We start from the raw sequence: 15,490 nt of genomic DNA on the forward strand, positions 1-15,490 counted from the left end.
AGCGGCAGAGGCATGTCTCCATCAAATGCAATGAAAACTACAGCGGCTCCGGGTCGTCGAGCGGACCTTCGGCTGGCTCACGAATCACCGCCACCTCACCCGCGACTACGAAACCCACCCCCACCGCTCCGAAGCCATGATCCGCCGCCCGGTGATCGGCCTCATGAGCCGCAGAGTCAACCGCGAATCAGCCCCGCAACCGGCGACAGCTGAACGGCAGCAGAGTCAGGCTTCCGTGAGTCATAGCAGGTAGGGCCACAGGCTGACACTGTTCCGCTCCACACTGATCTCGACCCACGTCCCGTCGACAGCCTTCGATGGCGGCGGGTCGGCAAGGTCGAGGAAGATGTGGGCTTCAGCTACTTCCAGTAGGGCTCCGCCGTCGCCCGTCAGACCCAACCGCCCCCGAAAAACGATCCGATCGCCTTCCTCCTCATCCACCCCGGGTGAGAATGAAGTGGCCGGTCCCATGTTGTTGCCCCAAGCCACGTCCTCGTCAACAGTCCACTCAACATGGTGCTCGCGGCCCACTCCCGCCGGATCACCGCACCAGAGCGCCGCAGCGGCACCTACCTCCGAGCGCACTCGAACCGTCACGCGACCGTCTACGCCCTGCCCCACCGCATCCACTTGGACCAACACCCCGCAATCATCCACGGCAGCACTGCGTTACCAACACTCCCGCCCATGACAAAACGCTATTTCAGCGGGACCGTGCGCAGTGCGGGCGCGAGCGGAGGAGTCTCTCCGGGTTGGGCGAGAGAGCCGTCGAGGTCTTCAGCGAAGGCCAGCCATCCGGACGCATGTCTCATGCTCCCTCGTACTGCCGGCGCAGACCCGCAGTCTTCCGTCGAACCGAGGCCTGTTGATCCGACACCGCTGCGGCGCGGGGGCTATGGCAGTAGTCCCACATACCCCGCTCGCGCCTCCGAACCTCTATTGAACGCGTTCAGGAGTAAGTCTAGTGTGGAGACTGGGGATGCCCGCGGATGCATGACTCGCACCATGCGTGAGCGGGCCGGGCAGGGGCGGGGACGAGATGGCGCAACTGTTGGGCAGGCGCGAAGCCGAGCAAGCGGGGGCGGCACCATCGTCGGTATCGATGGCTGTGCTCTGTGTGGTCATTACTGTGATGACTGTGGCAGCGGCCGACCTGCTCTTCACTGCCTCCGACGGCGTACTACTGCTCCTCGTCTTCACGCTGATGATCGGGCCGCCAGTGCTGTTGGCTACGAGCGCGCTGCTGACCGTTGCATACATCCTGCCGACTGTGGCTCTGGGGCACTGGCTGGGGAGTCGCGCAGGGCACGGGAAGACGTGGTGGTGGGTGGCGATCAGCTCCGCAGCGGGGCTCCTGCCCGCAGTCGTCCTGGCCGCGATGGTCCGAATGTCGCAGAGCGGGATTCATGCCTGGTGGCATTTCGCCGTGGACGGGTTCCTGTTCGCGGGTGTGCTGTGGGTCGCTTCGGCCCCGGCCGCCCTGGCCGTCCACGTGACTGTGCTGCGTGAAGACAGAGGGCGCCCGGTCCGACCGGCCGGCGACATCCTTCTCTGGGGAGCCCTTGGGTTGTCGATCGAACTCACCGTGTTGCTGGCATACCGCTGAGCCGCCGCCGAACCCGTGTCCGGGCTGACTGAGTTCCGGCCCGGGGTACGTAGAGGCTCACCACGCCCACTACCCCACCAACCCGCCCGGCGGAGATCGGCGTCGCAGGGCCGGGCCCACCGCCAATAATTTCTCAGGCTGCAGCGAATTGGTCCGTCGTGGCCACCCCGGAGCCGCCCTCTGCAATGTTGAGGGCTGATCGAGAGAGGCAGCAGCGAACGCCACTTGAGGGTCAGTGAAGACTTCAGGTTGCTGGCAGGTCGGCGTAACGGCCGGCCAGCCGGTTCAACATCAGCGCTTGCCTGGGCGGCGGGTCAGGATTGATCGGCCTGAGCAAGGATCGCCTCAATGCAGGCTGCGGCCTGGCGCCAGACGGTGAGGAATTCCCTGCTGTCTACCCGCGCTTCGCGCCACTGCGCATTCTCGTCGTGGGAGCGGAAGCCGAACAGGATCGCGCGGTCGGTCATCTCGGCGTCGACCTGCATGTGGTCGAAGGTGTCGCCCAGAACAAGCTGAAACCGCTCATGCGGTTCGCCACTCTCGACCAGTCGGGCGAGATCTTGCAGGTTGCAGTAGTGCGGATAGAAGGCCGTTGTGGTTCCGTCGCCTATCGGCCAGCCGCTCAGCAGGATCTGGAAGAGACCGAAGCGCCGCAGTGGCATGTACTCGAGTACCACGATCTGAAAGCCGCCCGGCTCTCCGAATATGCCCACAGACTCTCAGACTCCAGGGTACCGCCAGGTACGGCCTCAAGGGATGACTCATGAGTACGACCTGTAGCGATCATGAGGATCTCAAGCTCAGCGGTCGCCGGAGGATTCGTGCCTACCGCCCCATCATCCCTGCTTGAGCCGCTGTGTGACCAGTTCAGCGCGCTGATTCCTGGCCGGCCGAGTTCGATCCAGCGCATCGATGGGAGTGCCACCGCCACCGGGTGCCCGACCGGCTTCCGCTGCGGGTAATGTGCCGCGATTCAGCGTTGTCGGCGATGGCCGGGCGCCGATGAGGGTCTGGCATGATCGCGACCTATGGAGAACCTGGCATTCGACGCGGTGCTGTGCGATCTCGATGGCGTGATCCGCCACTATGACCTCACAGAGGTGGAATGCCTGGAGCGGATCGCCGGGCTCCCCGAAGGCACCACCGCTGAGATTGCGTTCGCCCCCGAGCGGGACCTGCCCCTGCTGCTCGGCCAGATCAGCCGCGCCCAGTGGACCGCATCCATCACCGACGCCCTGACCAACCAGATACCTGCCCGTCTGGCCGGAAACCTGGCCTCCGCCTTCGCCTACGCGCCCTTCCGGGCAGACCAGGCCGCAGTGGACCTGATCCGGAAACTCCGCGGCAAGATGCCAGTCGTACTAGTCACCAACGCGACCGTATGGCTCGATGAGGACCTCGCCCTTCTCGGACTCACGGACCTGGCCGACCACGTGGTCAACAGCTCTCACGTCGGCATTGCCAAGCCCGACCCGGGGATCTACCGGATCGCAGTGGAGCGAGCGGGCGTTCCGGCCGACCGCTGCCTGTTCGTGGACGACACCCAGGCCAACATCGACGCCGCCGACACGGCCGGCATGACCGCCGTGCTCTACCGCAACTCCTCAGACCTCCTCCGGGCACTGGCACCGGTCCTTGATCAGGAGGCGGAAATGCTGGCCGGATAGCCCGGTGGCCGGGGCAGTTGCCGGCCATTCACCACCCGGGGCGGCTCAAGCAGACGGCGCAGCGGACGCGGCGACCCAGCTGCCGCAGCGAACCACCAGGTCCGCCGGGCACAGTCCCCGTGTCCCCCGCCCTCCACTCACCCCTCACGTCGCTCCTCGGAGGAATTCGAGCGGCGACGCGACGCCTGAGCCTGCGGCCCTCACCCACCGTCAGAGTCTCGGCCCCCGCCCCGTACGAACCTGCTGGACCGGCCGGGTCAGCGGCTCGTACGTCTGCCTGCTCCGAGCAGCAGTTCGGGCCCGGGCCGCCTGGTGTCCTGCCCGGGCCATGGTCTCGGCCTCGTGAAGTGACGGGTGCTGATCGGCGATCCGGGCGCGCAGAGCCTGTTCGGTGCTCGCGTCGACGGCGGCCGCCCGGTGACGGGCCGCGTCCTACCCGGCCCGGGCCACGTCGCCGTGTGCACGGGAGAGGGCCCTCTGGTCGTTGGTGTCGATCTGCTGGACATGGGCCGGAACGCGTCGCTCCCGCATCTCCGCGAGCCGGAACGCGAGGCCGTCGGCGTCCGGCGCCTGCTGGTCGGTAGCGCCCAGGACTGCGGCGTACGGACTCGACCGGAGCATCTCCCATGCCGCCTCCGCGGCACGGGAGGCAGCGATCCGGGCCTCGGCGGCCTCCCGCCATGCGGCAGCGCGTTGCCCGGTTGCCTGCTGCGTGAGCTGGCGGTGCTCCCTGCGGGACGTACCGGCCAGACGCAGCGCGATACGGCCCTTGCCGTCGGCGGCCGCCAATTGCCGCAGGTGTTCGTCGGCGTTTGCCGCGTGTGCCGCGGCCGCGGTTTCACGAGCCTGCGCGGCACGGGCGAGGCGTAGTTGCTCCTCTGCTAGGTCGAGGAGGGGGTGGAGGGGCGTGGTCTCCCGTCGGCCTCGGCTCTCGCCTCGGGCCCGGTCCGAGGTGATTCGCTCCAGCAGCGCCCTCTCGGTCTCTGCCGCCTCCGCTGCGGCCTGTTCCTCGCGCAGCGCGGCTGCAGGGGCTGCGGCAACGAGCCGCGCGAGGTCCTGGTCGGTTCGGCTCCCGTACGGGCGCTGGTTCCAGGGCTGAACTCCGGCCCGTACGGACTCCTCCACCACCTCGGCGAGTTCATGCTCCGACGTGTCCGCCTGCCCGGCCTCCGCCCACCGGCCGGCACGCTGCCGCTCGTCGCCGTACGCGGCGGGGGCGGGCTGCGCGGCTGCGGCAAGGCGACGCCCCATGCGGGCCGGGGACCCCGGGGGCGGAACGACGGCCTGGACCGGCCTCTCCCCCGTTGGCTCACCCAGTCGACCGGAAGCCGTCCCACGCGGCCCCGGCTGCCGCAGGAAGCGAGCCAGGCTCTCGACGGCGTGCTCCAGCCGCTCCGGCTCCGTGCGCGCTTCAGCGAGCCGGGTCGAGCCGGGTCCGAGTCTCGGGGTCCTTGATGACGGCGGAGCGAAGCGGCCAGACGCAGGTACGCCGACGAGCTCGGCGACATGGCGATCGCCCACCTCCTCACCCCGAGCGGCGCCGCAGCGCCGAGACCTGAGCCAAGCGCTCTGCCCTACTGACTCGAAGATCTTTGCGGGACAAGCCTTGCGAGCTCGTGCACGATAGGCGTCACCGCAGCTCAGCTGCTTGCGCCGTCGCTACGCACGAGCCGCTGACCTGCACTGATGCAGCAACGATCCTTATCGTGCACGAGGTCGTTGGGGACTGTCAGGCGGTGACCTTGCCGAAGATGTGGTTGGCAGGAGCGTCGGGGTCGTTGCCGTAGAAGAACTCTTCGAGTGCCTGGTGGAACTCGCCACGGTCCATTCCGCCGGAACCATTGAGGTCCAGAGCGGCGAAAACGGCGGCGCAGTCCTCTCCGGGGACGGCGGCGACCGAGTCGAACATCTGCTGGAACTCGGCTTGGTCGATCTTGCCGTCTCCGTTGAGGTCGACGAGGTCGAAGAAGCAGTTGGTGACCGGCGCAATCTGCTGCGGGTAGAGCGCGCGGTCGGTCAGGACGCTCTTGAAGCCTTCGGTCATCTCCCGTACGTCGACCTTCCCGTCACCGTCCTGATCCATAGGTGCGATGACGTTCGACCAGAACTGGTCCATCCCCTCGGTGAGCCCGCGGACGGTCTCGGCATTCGGGGTGTTCTCGCGGGCGCTGATGTAACGCTCACACATCTTGCGGACGTCGTGCTGGGTAATGAACCCGTCGCCGTCGACATCGGCGCCCTTGAACCACTGGCCGTACTTGAGAGTTTGCAGTGCAGTCATGAATGCGCACCGTATTCATCCAGTTACGAACATGCAACCATCCGAATGGAGGCTGGGCGCCGGTCGGACCGGCCGCTCGGGCGCCTGACAAGGGTGAACACGGCGAACTCGCCTGCCATTGAGTTCTCTTCGTCTCAGTGAGCTTCTTCGAGTTGGCCACCGATCGGGTGATGGTCGTGAAGCGAAACGAACGAGGCCCCGGAACTGTTGATCGAGATGTCTGACGTCTCAATCAGGTTGCTCAAGGGCCTCGTTGGTTATCCATCCCGCCGTGCTTGACCTGTCGCATACGCTCGTGGAGTGGGTCTCCGTGCTGGTGGTCACTCGTGAGGGCGACCGGCGCTGCAAGCTCCGTCCGTCTCAGTGGGCGATGGTGACACTGGTGTACCTGCGAGAGCACACCACTCTGGCGAAGATCGCCGCCGGGTTCGGGATCTGCGAGTCCACCGCCCACGCCTACACTCGCGCGGTCGTCGACTTGCTCGCCGAACAAGCACCGGGTCTGCTCAAGACGCTGCGCGAGAACGATCCCGACTTCATCCTGCTCGACGGCACCCTCGCCGAGTGCGACCGGGTTGGCGACGGCCGGGCCGACTACTCCCACCGGCGCCACAGAGTGAACGTGCAGGTCGTCACCGACCCCTACGGCCGGCTGCTATGGCTCTCGCCCGCCCTGCCGGGCCGCACACATGACCTGACCACCGCCCGCACCCACCGGATCATCCGGATCTGCGAGCGTCAAGGCGCTCCCATCCTGGCCGATCTCGCCTACCGAGGCGCCGGCCCGTAGCTGACGACCGGCATCAGACGGAAGCCACTCCAGGAACTCACTCCCACCGAGAAGACCCTCAACCGGGCGCTGGCCGCAGCACGAGCGCCCGTTGAACGCGGGGTCGCGAGCCTGAAGTCCTGGCGGATCTTCCGTGGGGCCCGATGCAGCCCCAACCGCATGACGCCAATCGTCAAGGCCACCCTCACGCTGGAACGACAGCGCTGAAGATCCTTGGTGAGCGCTTCGTCTGGCGATAACCGCCACATGAAGCGCTCACGCGGAACCGGAACTCCTGGGGTCAGTCCTGATCTTGGCTGTACTGGGCCGCGTACCAACTGGAGTCGATGGCGGGGTTGCGCAGCGCCCCCCAGAATCGGTCGTCAGGTATCGGTGGCAGGGGCTGATTGCCCAGGTCTGCGTGCAGGTCCGCACGCCAGTCGAGAGTGAAGTGGCTCCGGGTCTCCGCGCTCTCGCACACGGACCTGTACGGGGACCCCCAGATCCCGAGGGCGATCTTCTCCACAGCCCACCTGCGCGTGTGGTCTCGGCCGGCGTCGGCCTGTGCGAGCGCCTCGCGGAGTCGCAAGGCGAGCGGGCCGGTCTGGTCCGGCTGTGGCGGGGCCACACCGCGCTCCCACGCGTCCAGGGCTGTCTTGACCTCCGGGTAGTTGGCCAGGCCCGTTTCGACCGCCAGTCTGCGCAGCTGCCTCCGCGCGGCGTCGACCACCTGCTCGTACGGCAGGATTGCGATCAGCGCACCGAGTTCCTCATGCCCGTCCAGGTGGCTCACGTGGAGGAGGTCGGTGGGATTGTAGGAGAGGTCCAGCTCTGGCAGCTGCTCGTACGGTGTGGGAAAGGGCTCGTCTGCACCGTATTGCGGCCTGGCATGCGGACGCCCCTCCCAGAACAGCCGGCCGTTGAAGGTGACGACACCGGCGTCCCGGCCGCGCTCAAGCGTGCTGGCCAGGTCGGCCAGATACTCACCCAACGAGTCGGCCTGCCCGAAACCGGTGCCGGTCTCGTCGAAGAACCGTCCGATCGCGCCGAAGGAGTCCCGCCCGGTACGGCAATCCATCAGAAGACCGTCCGAAGTCACCTCGTAGGAACCGAACTTCACGTAATCGTGAAGCCAGTAGTCCTCGGTCTCCCCGTCGAAGCCCTGGTCGATGCCGCGCATGAATCCGGTGTCCTGGAGGATTCCGCTCACTCCGAGCAGCCGGTCGCCCGTGCTGAAGCGGAAAGCCTCAGGTCCCTCCAGCGCCCCGTTGTGCCGGTGGAGTGAATCGACCAGGTCCGGAGGAAAGGTGACCCCCAGTTCCTCTTGCGCTGCGGCGATCTCCTCGTCTCCTGCGGGCGGCCGAAGCGTGGCGAATGTGCGGGGCGCGTGCTCGCTCAGCCACGCGTCGATTCGAGTCCATGAGTCCTTGATCAGGTCTGATGTCATAGGGCCGACCTTAGAACCAGCGGCTGACAACAGCTCGATCGTCGCTCACCGGCCCTGCCGCCGGGTGGCGTTGAGGCCGCCAAGCTTCGAGTGACCCTTGTCCCGGCTCACCAAGTTGCTGGCACCGGACGCTGCAGCCGCCCACTCGACGCTGAAGCGCTCAGTCGCAATCACTCGATCGGTGGCCAACTCGAAGAGGCTCAGTGTTCGAGGTGTGGTGGCGTGAAGGCAAGTACCTTCTCGACCGGCCCGTCGTAGACCTCGACGTCGACGAGTGCGCTGTGCGCACTGGGTCCCTGGGACAGACGCGAGCACCCGCGGTCCCCGGTCAGGGTGTTCGGGTTGCCGTGGCGGTCCAGGGTTCCGCTCTGGCCCGGTTGGGCCGGGTCCCACCACGCTCCGGTGGACAACTGGATGACGCCCGGCATTACGGCGTCCGACAGGATCGCGCCGGCTAGGCAGCTACCTCGGCCGTTGAAGACGCGCACGATCATGTCGTTTCCGATACCGCGTGATGCCGCATCCTGCGGGTTGATCGTTACGGGCTCGCGGCCGTGGATCTTCGATTTGAGGCTGTGGCCGCCGTTGTCGTACTGGCTGTGCAGGCGAGAGGCAGGCTGGTTCGAGATCAGGTGCAGTGGAAAGCGGTCCGCCAAGTCGGCGCGAAGCCACTCCACGGGTTCGAACCACGTCGGGTGACCGGTGCAGTCGTCGTAGCCGAAGGAGTCGATCTTCTCGGAGAAGATCTCGATCCGGCCCGACGGCGTCGTCAGGGGGAAACGCTGCGGATCGGAGCGCAGTGCCTCAAAGCTGCCGGGAAACGGCCCGCTGAGTGCCGGCAGTTCGACACCGGAGGCGCGTTGCCAGAAGTCATCGAAGTCTGGCAGGGCCGCGTCATGGCCGAGGTTCGCCTGTGTCCGGTCGTAGAGGTGCCGGACCCATTCGATCTCTGAACGCGTCTGGGTGAACGCGCGCTCATAGCCGAGTCGGGCAGCCAGAGCGGCGAAGATCTGGTGGTCGGTGCGTGCCTCGCCGGCCGGCTCGCGGACCTTCGGCATCGCGACGAGGTGAGGGTCGGAGAACCCCGCGGCGAAGTCGTCACGCTCCAGGCTGGTCGCGACGGGAAGCACGATGTCAGCGAACTTCGCCGTGGTATTCCACCAGGCCTCATGGACCACCACCGTGTCCGGACGCTGCCAAGCTCGGGTGAGGCGATGGAGGTCCTGGTGGTGATGGAAGGGGTTCCCCCCACACCAGTAGATCAGGCGCAGGTCTGGCAGGCTCAGGCGCTGACCGTCGTAGTCGATGGTCGCGCCCGGTTCCAGGAGGGTGTCGGCTATCCGGGCGACCGGAATGAAGTCCGCAACAGGGTTCGCCACCCTCGGCATCGACGCCACGGACGGACGGCCCGGGGCGACACCGGTCGCGTCCATCGTTGCGTAGCCCGCGCCCCAGCCGCAGCCGGGGCGGCCCAGCGAACCCGTCATGGCCGCCAGCACAACCGACATCCAGATCGGCTGCTCACCGTGGTCCGCCCGCTGAATGGCGTAGTTGACCATGATGAGGGAACGCTGTGTGGACAGGCGGCGGGCGAGATCCACGATCGTGTCGCGGCTGATGCCCGTGATCCTCGCAGCCCAGTCGGCGTCCTTGAGGACGCCGTCTACGTCGCCGGTCAGGTAGGAGGCGAAGCGGTCGAACCCCTCGCAGCAGCGGGTGAGGAAGTCTTCGTCGTGCCAGTCGTTGACCAGCATCGTGTGCGCGATCCCGAGCATCAAGGCGGTGTCGGTGTTGGGGATGACCGGCAGCCACTCGGCGTCAAGGAAGTCGGCGGTGTCACTCCGGATCGGGCTGACATTCACGAACCGCACCCCGGCCTCACGGCACTTCCGCTGCAGGTCCCGGGTCTGGTGCCGGGCCAGCCCGCCAGGGTTTATCTGGCTGTTCTTCAGAGCCAGCCCCCCGAACGCCACCACGAGCTCGCAGTTCTCGGCGATCTCGTCCCACATCGGCATCCGGGACTGGTAGCTCCACGGAGCCCCGCCAATCACATGCGGAAGGATGACCTCAAGAGCGGCGGTGCTGTACGTGTTGCGCGAGTCGGTGTAACCCCCGCCCAACGCCAGGAACCGCTGGAGTTGAGCCTGCGCATTGTGGAACGCGCCCGCACTGGCCCAGCCGTATGAGCCGCCGAACACCGCCCTGTCCCCGTGCTGTGCGCGTACTCGGCGCAATTCATCGCTCACCAGTGTGAGCGCCTCGTCCCAGCTGACTTCTACAAAGGCGTCCGAACCTCTGGCCGTTTCATCGGCGCGCGGCAAGCCATCGAGCCACCCCTTGCGCACCGCGGGACGCAGCACACGCGCACCGTCCTCAGCAGCCGTAACCATGCCCGGGCCTATCGGCGATGGCGCGGGATCATCACCCCGAGGCTCAATGCGCACCAGCCGGCCCGAATCGACCACAGCTACAAAGCTGCCCCAGTGCGTCGCCACCGGCATGCGTCGTTCCACAGTGCATCAACTCCATCCCTGAAGTTTCTCCGGCTCTCGAAGAACAACGGCCGCAATAGCACAGGGGTTCCGCAGCAGTCAGCAGTCAGCGGTCCGCAGGACACAGGCTCCCCCTGGCGGATGCTGCCCAACCCTGACGGGTGCGCACGACTCCCACCGCCGCCACTCAACCGAAGCCCAGAGCGCCTCCGTCGACCGCAGCCTGACCGTCGTCTGACGCCAGCGTCAAGGTCCTCAACTACCAGGCTCCAGGGCAGCCGAGGGACGGTTGGACTGCCGAAGCCGACGTGGAACTGGCACGGTCACCGTCGAGGCCCGCAGGCACTGGGAAATCTGACATCGGACCGAGAACAGCCCCGCAATCCTGCGGGACCTCCCGGACCACGCCTTCGCCTTGGACGAGAGGCGGGCCCTGCGCAATCGCTGGGCGGCCGGGCGGGGGTGCAGGAGACGATTCTCGCCTCGCATGTACGTGCCCCGCCCAGCAGCATGGGCCGGACTGCTGTGCGCCCGGACGAGGGAGCCGGTTTCGTAACTGACGAGGGTGGTGGGGCAGTCATCGGCAAGGCCGAGGAGCGCCCCACGCTCGTCCCCATCCGCGGCAAGCCTCCACCGCAGCTTCGTGCCGACCCAGGTTGCGGCGTAGACGCAGCGATACGGGGCATCCGAGGGCGGCCATCGGACCGGGTCCATGTCGGCCTTGGCCGGTTGGACGCCGCGATCACGGCGATCAGAGTGTCAGGGCTGTCCTGGTCGTCCGCGTACGCCTCGCGCCGCCGGTCAGCGGCGGGATCACGGCGGCTGAAAGGTTGAGATGCCCGCACCGGTAGGGTGCGGGCATCTCGGTGGTTGGGCGGAAGCCTGCCCCGAAGGGTGCCGTGCCTGCCCTCACTCCGCGTGGAGGCGCGACAGTCAGGGGGCCGGCGACAGGACGCGCCGCGGGAAAGCACGGCTGCGGTGCCCCCGGCTCTTCGGCGCTCCTGCGGACGGCTCAGCAGCAACCGCTCTCCCCGAACGCTTCCCTCACCCCGCGGGCCACCGACCGGTCGAAGAAGCGCTTCGCGAAAGGCTCATCACGGTTGTTGATGATCACGTCGGCGAACCTGACCGTCCACTCTCCCACCGGATGCCCCTCAAGCGCGTCAAGGACCGCAACCCGTAACAGCTCTTGATCCACACAGGCATGCCGGGACAGCGGCAAGAACGTCATCAGCGAAGTCATCGGGTACACGCTGCGTTTTCGCGGTCATATCCCCTTCAACGACGACCAGCCGCCCGAGACGCGCAATCTCGGACGACTTCCGTCCGTCAGGTCGAGACCGGAGCGTCCTGAGTTGGCAGCTCATCGGGCTCGTCGGCTGCTTGCCAGCGCAGCAGGTCCCCCGGCTGGCAGTCGAGAACTTCGCAGAGTGCGGCGAGCGTCGAGAAGCGCACTGCCTTGGCACGCCCGTTCTTGAGAACCGCCAGGTTGGCTGGGGTGATCCCGACACGTTCGGCGAGCTCACCCACGGACATCTTCCGTCTGGCCAGCATCACGTCGATGTCGACAGCAATCGGCATCAGATCACCTCGTTCAACTCGGCCTGCATCTGAGCCGCTTCTGCGTCGCGCGCGACGGCCTGGGCAAGGAGGGTGCGCAGCACGAGGACCACGAGTGCGACTCCGAGTACGGCAAGGCCGGCACCGCCGATCAGGAGGACGACGCCTGGTGCGACGGCCTCCCCCGGAGCCAGGACGACACCGAGCGCCCACAACAGGAGCGCAGCTGCCGCGAAGGCGCCGGTCACGATGTCCACCTGCCGAAAGGCGGAGGTGGAGAACACCGTCCCGCGACGAACCTTCGTCACGAGCTGCCACACGCAGGCGAGGACAACCTCGGCGCACAGAATGCCCAGCACGACGATGAGCAAGATCGGAATACGAGGCAGGTCCGCAACATCCTTGTCCAGGTCATGGGCGAGCAGCGGCACCAGTACCGCCTGTACGAACACGGAACCGGTGAGCAACACCACGATCACTGCGCGCAGTGCGAGCACGGTCAGCTTCCCCACAACATCTCCTTCTATCGATATTCGATAGTAACTCATCGCCTAACGATAGGAGAGTGGCCTGAGGGGTGTGCATGGCGGGCGGCGTCAGGGTCACATACGACTAGCTAGCGCCGATCAGGCAACATCTGTCCCACAGGGGCGGACGTGCCGGGTCAGGGCGTCGAGTTCGGGGCAGCGGGCCAGGACGGCCTTGAGCTGGAGCTGCTCGGCCTCCGATAGCGCGGTAAGCCGCCGAAGGATCCAGCCGGCGACGTTGCGGGGCGACGGCGGCTGCGTGGTCACCGGGCGGGGTGAGGTCCGGTTCCGCCGCAGGTAAACGCCGAAGCGCTCTCGTGGTCCCGCAAGGGCTGTTCTATGACGTCCTGAGGTTCTCGGGCAAGGGCCGGGAAGACGTCGAGGATGTTCGCGTCACCGTCGTAAGCGAGGACATGACCCGCCTCCCCTCCGGGCAGGGGAGCTCCGCAGTACCGACTCAGGCAGTGGACGACCACGGACGTGACGTGAGCAGGTTCGAACGCTTCACGGGGGTCAAGCTGACCAACGACGAGGAGTTCCCTGTAACCGTGCAGGTCGTCTACATCGTGTGGGATCAGCCGAAGAGCGGCGAGACCCAGCAGGCTGTGGAGGTGACCCCGGTCGGTGGCCTGTCCGTCGTGCCGGCCAGCGGCACCGAGACGGTCAAGGTGACGGGCGCTGCGAAGGCCGCGGTAGCACGCAGCGCCGGCGGGCCAGCCGTCAGCATCAAGGCGTTCTACTCGCAGTAGGCGCGCGCTCTTCGTCCGCAGACTCGCCGGATGAGGCCTGGCCAGGCTTTCTTGCCGGGTCATCGGCCTAGCTCGAGGGATTGCCGAGCACCACGACGGCTGGCCTCAATGTCCTCTTACAGCCGATCTTGACCGATCGCCAAGAGAGGTTGACCGGTCGGGCGGCTGGCAGGTCAGGTGCTCGGCCGGTAGCGGTGAAGCTCCGCTCGTGGGCCGGGCCCTTGCCGGCCTCCGCTGCGGTAAGCCTGTCGCACGCCCCGAATCACCCGATCAGTTCAGTACCATGTTCGCCCGGCGGCCGTGCCTACCTACACCACACCACTGGAGGCTTCATGGAGACCGAGGACCCGTCAATACGTCGGCGCCGACTGCGCGATGGCCGGGTGGGCAATCCGGTGGCCCTGGGTATGGGTGTGATCTGGCTCGTCCTCGGTACCGCGGGCGCCTTCGTTCTCGGCCTCCTCGTCTCCCTGTGGTTCGACGCGCTGCGCGCGATCTTCCTCAACGCACCATCCGGCACCCACGTTTCCGGTATCTCGGTCCCACTCGTCATCGCCGGGGTGGTCACGGGAACTCTCCTGGCGGGCGTGGGGCTGCCGGCGGGCGCCCGCCAACTCGACGGCTACCGGGCCACACGGGGTGCCGGCGGATGGGCCCTGGCGATCGGCGTCGCCGGTTTTAGCCTGGGCGTCGCCGTCGCGTCACGCGGCTGGGTGGCAGCGGACCGCGTCGGCTGGGTGGTGACGGACCACGAACCGCCGGACCCCTGGGGTTGGGGGCGGTGGACCCTCTACCACGCCGATCTCTGGCTGCCCGGCCTCCTGGTCGTGCTCTCGCTGCGGCTGGTGTGGTCGGCCGTCCAAGTTCAGCGCCGCGCCGCTGCGAGCGCCGCCACCCGGGACCGTCTGCTGATCAAGGGGCTTCGGACCACCGGGACCATCAGCGAGCTGCGAATCCACCACTCCAGCGACGACTCCGGTGGGCGTCACGTCGCGGGCGCCACCGCCACCGTCACCTACGTCGATGCCGCCGGCACACGCCGCTGGGTGACGCGCAAATACAACGACGCGTCCGTAATCGTCCAGGGTGGCACGGTTCAGGTGCTCCACGACCCTGCCTGCCCGGACGACGACAACTCGGTATTCGTGAGCTTCCTACAGGAGCCGGCCGCCCTCGACTGGGTCTGACGCGCAGCTCACGGAACTCCAGCTGGGCAGCTGTGGATCGTGCCGGGCGGGCTACGTCCGCGCGTCCGATGTGCCGTATCCGCACTCGTTCACCCGCGGTCTCAAGCGAGACCGCGACGCTGTGATCGGCGCGTTCACACTCCCGTACAGCAACGGCCCGACCGAGGGCGTCAACGCCAAGACCAAGCGCATTGCCCGCCAGATGATGCAACGCTGCGGCGGGTACGGCATCTGTTCGTGAACCGGACTGGCATGCGCGCCGCGCTGGTGAAACTGGTCAACGCCACCTTCGCCGGTCGCGACGAGCTCTGGTGGGGCACCGGTACAGCGTGCGCCTCCGACAGCCGGAAGTTCGGCTCCTGGTCTCGAACCTGATGACGGAGTGGCACAACCGCTACCGGGGGCCGGGGGTGATGATTTACTGGCACGTCGAGCGGAAGTCGGTGTGCATCTACTCCCAGCTCAAGTCCTGCTCAGCCTCCGAGCTCGCAACGATGATCGAGGGCGTGTTGCGGCACTGCACCGACATGGAGGTCGACCGGCAGTACCCGACACCCACGGCGTATCCATCGTGGGGTTCGCGTTCGCGCACATGCTCGACTTCAAGCTGATGCCGCGGCTGAAGAACATCGGGTCGGCGAAGCTGTACCGGCCTGCCGCCGGGGAGAACGCAAACTGCCCGACCCTGGCGCCGGTGCTGTCCACCCGCACGATCGACTGGGACCTGATAGCCCAGCAGTACGACCAGATCGTGAAGTACACCACCGCGCTGCGGCTGGGCACCGCCGAGGGCGAGCAGGTGCTACGGCGCTTCACCAAGAACGGCCTCAAGCACCGACCTACCAGGCGATTGAGGAGCTGGGCCGGGGGATGCGGACCTCGTTCGTCTGCGACTACCTGGCCGACGTCGAGATGCGCCAGGAGAGTCCTTGACGCCGAATCCTGAACACGGGTTATGCGGCTTGTGCCAGCGTAGTTGGTGTGTGGTGGAAGGTGTTTTCTTAGGCGATCGGTGATCGTTGTCCGACGCGGGAGTGTCGGCGTCGGGTGTTGTAGCGGTGGAGCCGGGGCCTCCCCCTGAGTGGTGGACACGCTGATACTGGATCTGCCTGATCCGGAGGAAGCGAGAAGACCGCCGATGGCGATGAAGGACTACTCGGACGAGTTCAGGGCCGATGCTGTGGCCCTGTTCGAGTCCATGCCCG

General features: G+C 66.9%; 14 protein-coding genes and 4 pseudogenes. 8 read left to right on the top strand and 10 right to left on the bottom strand.

Annotation, left to right across the window (positions count from 1 at the left end; genetic code table 11):
* Nucleotides 1–37: 37 nt before the first annotated feature.
* A pseudogene (locus ACFYY2_RS33735) lies at nucleotides 38–253 on the top strand (hypothetical protein); the annotation flags it as partial.
* On the opposite strand, the gene ACFYY2_RS33740 reads toward ACFYY2_RS33735, so the two are convergent.
* Nucleotides 241–642: a hypothetical protein gene (locus ACFYY2_RS33740; RefSeq protein ID WP_388750276.1), complete on the bottom strand. Its 402-nt coding sequence runs from the start codon at nucleotides 640–642 to the stop codon at nucleotides 241–243. The pseudogene ACFYY2_RS33735 and the gene ACFYY2_RS33740 overlap by 13 nt on opposite strands.
* Nucleotides 643–1,138: 496 nt before the next feature.
* Between ACFYY2_RS33740 and ACFYY2_RS33745 the strand changes: the two genes are divergently transcribed.
* On the top strand, nucleotides 1,139–1,606 hold the full coding sequence (locus ACFYY2_RS33745; protein WP_388750278.1) for a hypothetical protein: 468 nt from the start codon (nucleotides 1,139–1,141) through the stop codon (nucleotides 1,604–1,606).
* 314 nt (nucleotides 1,607–1,920) lie between these two features.
* Here ACFYY2_RS33745 and ACFYY2_RS33750 read toward each other — a convergent pair whose 3' ends face one another.
* On the bottom strand, nucleotides 1,921–2,319 hold the full coding sequence (locus tag ACFYY2_RS33750; protein ID WP_388750281.1) for a hypothetical protein: 399 nt from the start codon (nucleotides 2,317–2,319) through the stop codon (nucleotides 1,921–1,923).
* A 315-nt stretch (nucleotides 2,320–2,634) separates the two neighbouring features.
* On the opposite strand from ACFYY2_RS33750, the gene ACFYY2_RS33755 reads away from it, so the two are divergent.
* Nucleotides 2,635–3,273: an HAD-IA family hydrolase gene (locus tag ACFYY2_RS33755; protein WP_388750283.1), complete on the top strand. Its 639-nt coding sequence runs from the start codon at nucleotides 2,635–2,637 to the stop codon at nucleotides 3,271–3,273.
* Nucleotides 3,274–3,705: 432 nt separating this feature from the next.
* On the opposite strand, the gene ACFYY2_RS33760 is transcribed toward ACFYY2_RS33755, so the two are convergent.
* Both ACFYY2_RS33760 and ACFYY2_RS33765 read right to left on the bottom strand, forming a co-directional pair.
* Complete coding sequence (locus ACFYY2_RS33760) at nucleotides 3,706–4,524, bottom strand: hypothetical protein (protein WP_388750286.1); 819 nt, start codon at nucleotides 4,522–4,524, stop codon at nucleotides 3,706–3,708.
* Between the two features lie 478 nt (nucleotides 4,525–5,002).
* Nucleotides 5,003–5,554 (bottom strand): EF-hand domain-containing protein, encoded by a 552-nt coding sequence (locus ACFYY2_RS33765; protein WP_388750289.1) that lies wholly within the window; start codon nucleotides 5,552–5,554, stop codon nucleotides 5,003–5,005.
* A 253-nt stretch (nucleotides 5,555–5,807) separates the two neighbouring features.
* Here ACFYY2_RS33765 and ACFYY2_RS33770 point away from each other — a divergent pair.
* Nucleotides 5,808–6,551: pseudogene (locus tag ACFYY2_RS33770) on the top strand (transposase family protein).
* A 73-nt stretch (nucleotides 6,552–6,624) separates the two neighbouring features.
* On the opposite strand, the gene ACFYY2_RS33775 reads toward ACFYY2_RS33770, so the two are convergent.
* The 6 genes from ACFYY2_RS33775 to ACFYY2_RS33800 form a co-directional block, all read right to left on the bottom strand.
* Entirely contained in the window at nucleotides 6,625–7,770 is a 1,146-nt protein-coding gene (locus ACFYY2_RS33775; RefSeq protein WP_388750292.1) for an SMI1/KNR4 family protein, read from the bottom strand.
* Nucleotides 7,771–7,970: 200 nt separating this feature from the next.
* Nucleotides 7,971–10,283, bottom strand: coding sequence for a molybdopterin-dependent oxidoreductase (locus ACFYY2_RS33780; protein WP_388750295.1), 2,313 nt, complete (start codon nucleotides 10,281–10,283; stop codon nucleotides 7,971–7,973).
* Between the two features lie 991 nt (nucleotides 10,284–11,274).
* On the bottom strand, nucleotides 11,275–11,505 hold the full coding sequence (locus tag ACFYY2_RS33785) for a hypothetical protein (protein WP_388750297.1): 231 nt from the start codon (nucleotides 11,503–11,505) through the stop codon (nucleotides 11,275–11,277).
* 86 nt (nucleotides 11,506–11,591) lie between these two features.
* The gene (locus tag ACFYY2_RS33790; protein ID WP_388750299.1) at nucleotides 11,592–11,843 is read right to left on the bottom strand and encodes a helix-turn-helix domain-containing protein; all 252 of its coding nucleotides are present in this window, start codon (nucleotides 11,841–11,843) and stop codon (nucleotides 11,592–11,594) included.
* Entirely contained in the window at nucleotides 11,843–12,334 is a 492-nt protein-coding gene (locus ACFYY2_RS33795; protein WP_388749464.1) for a DUF2975 domain-containing protein, read from the bottom strand. Before ACFYY2_RS33795 ends, ACFYY2_RS33790 begins: the two co-directional genes overlap by 1 nt.
* A gap of 114 nt (nucleotides 12,335–12,448) precedes the next feature.
* Nucleotides 12,449–12,616 (bottom strand): hypothetical protein, encoded by a 168-nt coding sequence (locus ACFYY2_RS33800; protein ID WP_388750301.1) that lies wholly within the window; start codon nucleotides 12,614–12,616, stop codon nucleotides 12,449–12,451.
* Nucleotides 12,617–12,834: 218 nt separating this feature from the next.
* On the opposite strand from ACFYY2_RS33800, the gene ACFYY2_RS33805 reads away from it, so the two are divergent.
* From ACFYY2_RS33805 to ACFYY2_RS33820, 4 genes and pseudogenes are all read left to right on the top strand, one after another.
* Nucleotides 12,835–13,098: a hypothetical protein gene (locus tag ACFYY2_RS33805; RefSeq protein WP_388750302.1), complete on the top strand. Its 264-nt coding sequence runs from the start codon at nucleotides 12,835–12,837 to the stop codon at nucleotides 13,096–13,098.
* A 332-nt stretch (nucleotides 13,099–13,430) separates the two neighbouring features.
* The gene (locus tag ACFYY2_RS33810) at nucleotides 13,431–14,285 is read left to right on the top strand and encodes a hypothetical protein (protein WP_388750305.1); all 855 of its coding nucleotides are present in this window, start codon (nucleotides 13,431–13,433) and stop codon (nucleotides 14,283–14,285) included.
* Nucleotides 14,286–14,340: 55 nt separating this feature from the next.
* Nucleotides 14,341–14,526: pseudogene (locus ACFYY2_RS33815) on the top strand (transposase); the annotation flags it as partial.
* A gap of 11 nt (nucleotides 14,527–14,537) precedes the next feature.
* Nucleotides 14,538–15,218: pseudogene (locus tag ACFYY2_RS33820) on the top strand (Tn3 family transposase).
* Nucleotides 15,219–15,490 lie beyond the last annotated feature (272 nt).

Origin of the sequence: Streptomyces sp. NPDC001822 (assembly GCF_042892135.1) — a bacterium.
In the GTDB taxonomy this organism is placed as follows: domain Bacteria; phylum Actinomycetota; class Actinomycetes; order Streptomycetales; family Streptomycetaceae; genus Streptomyces.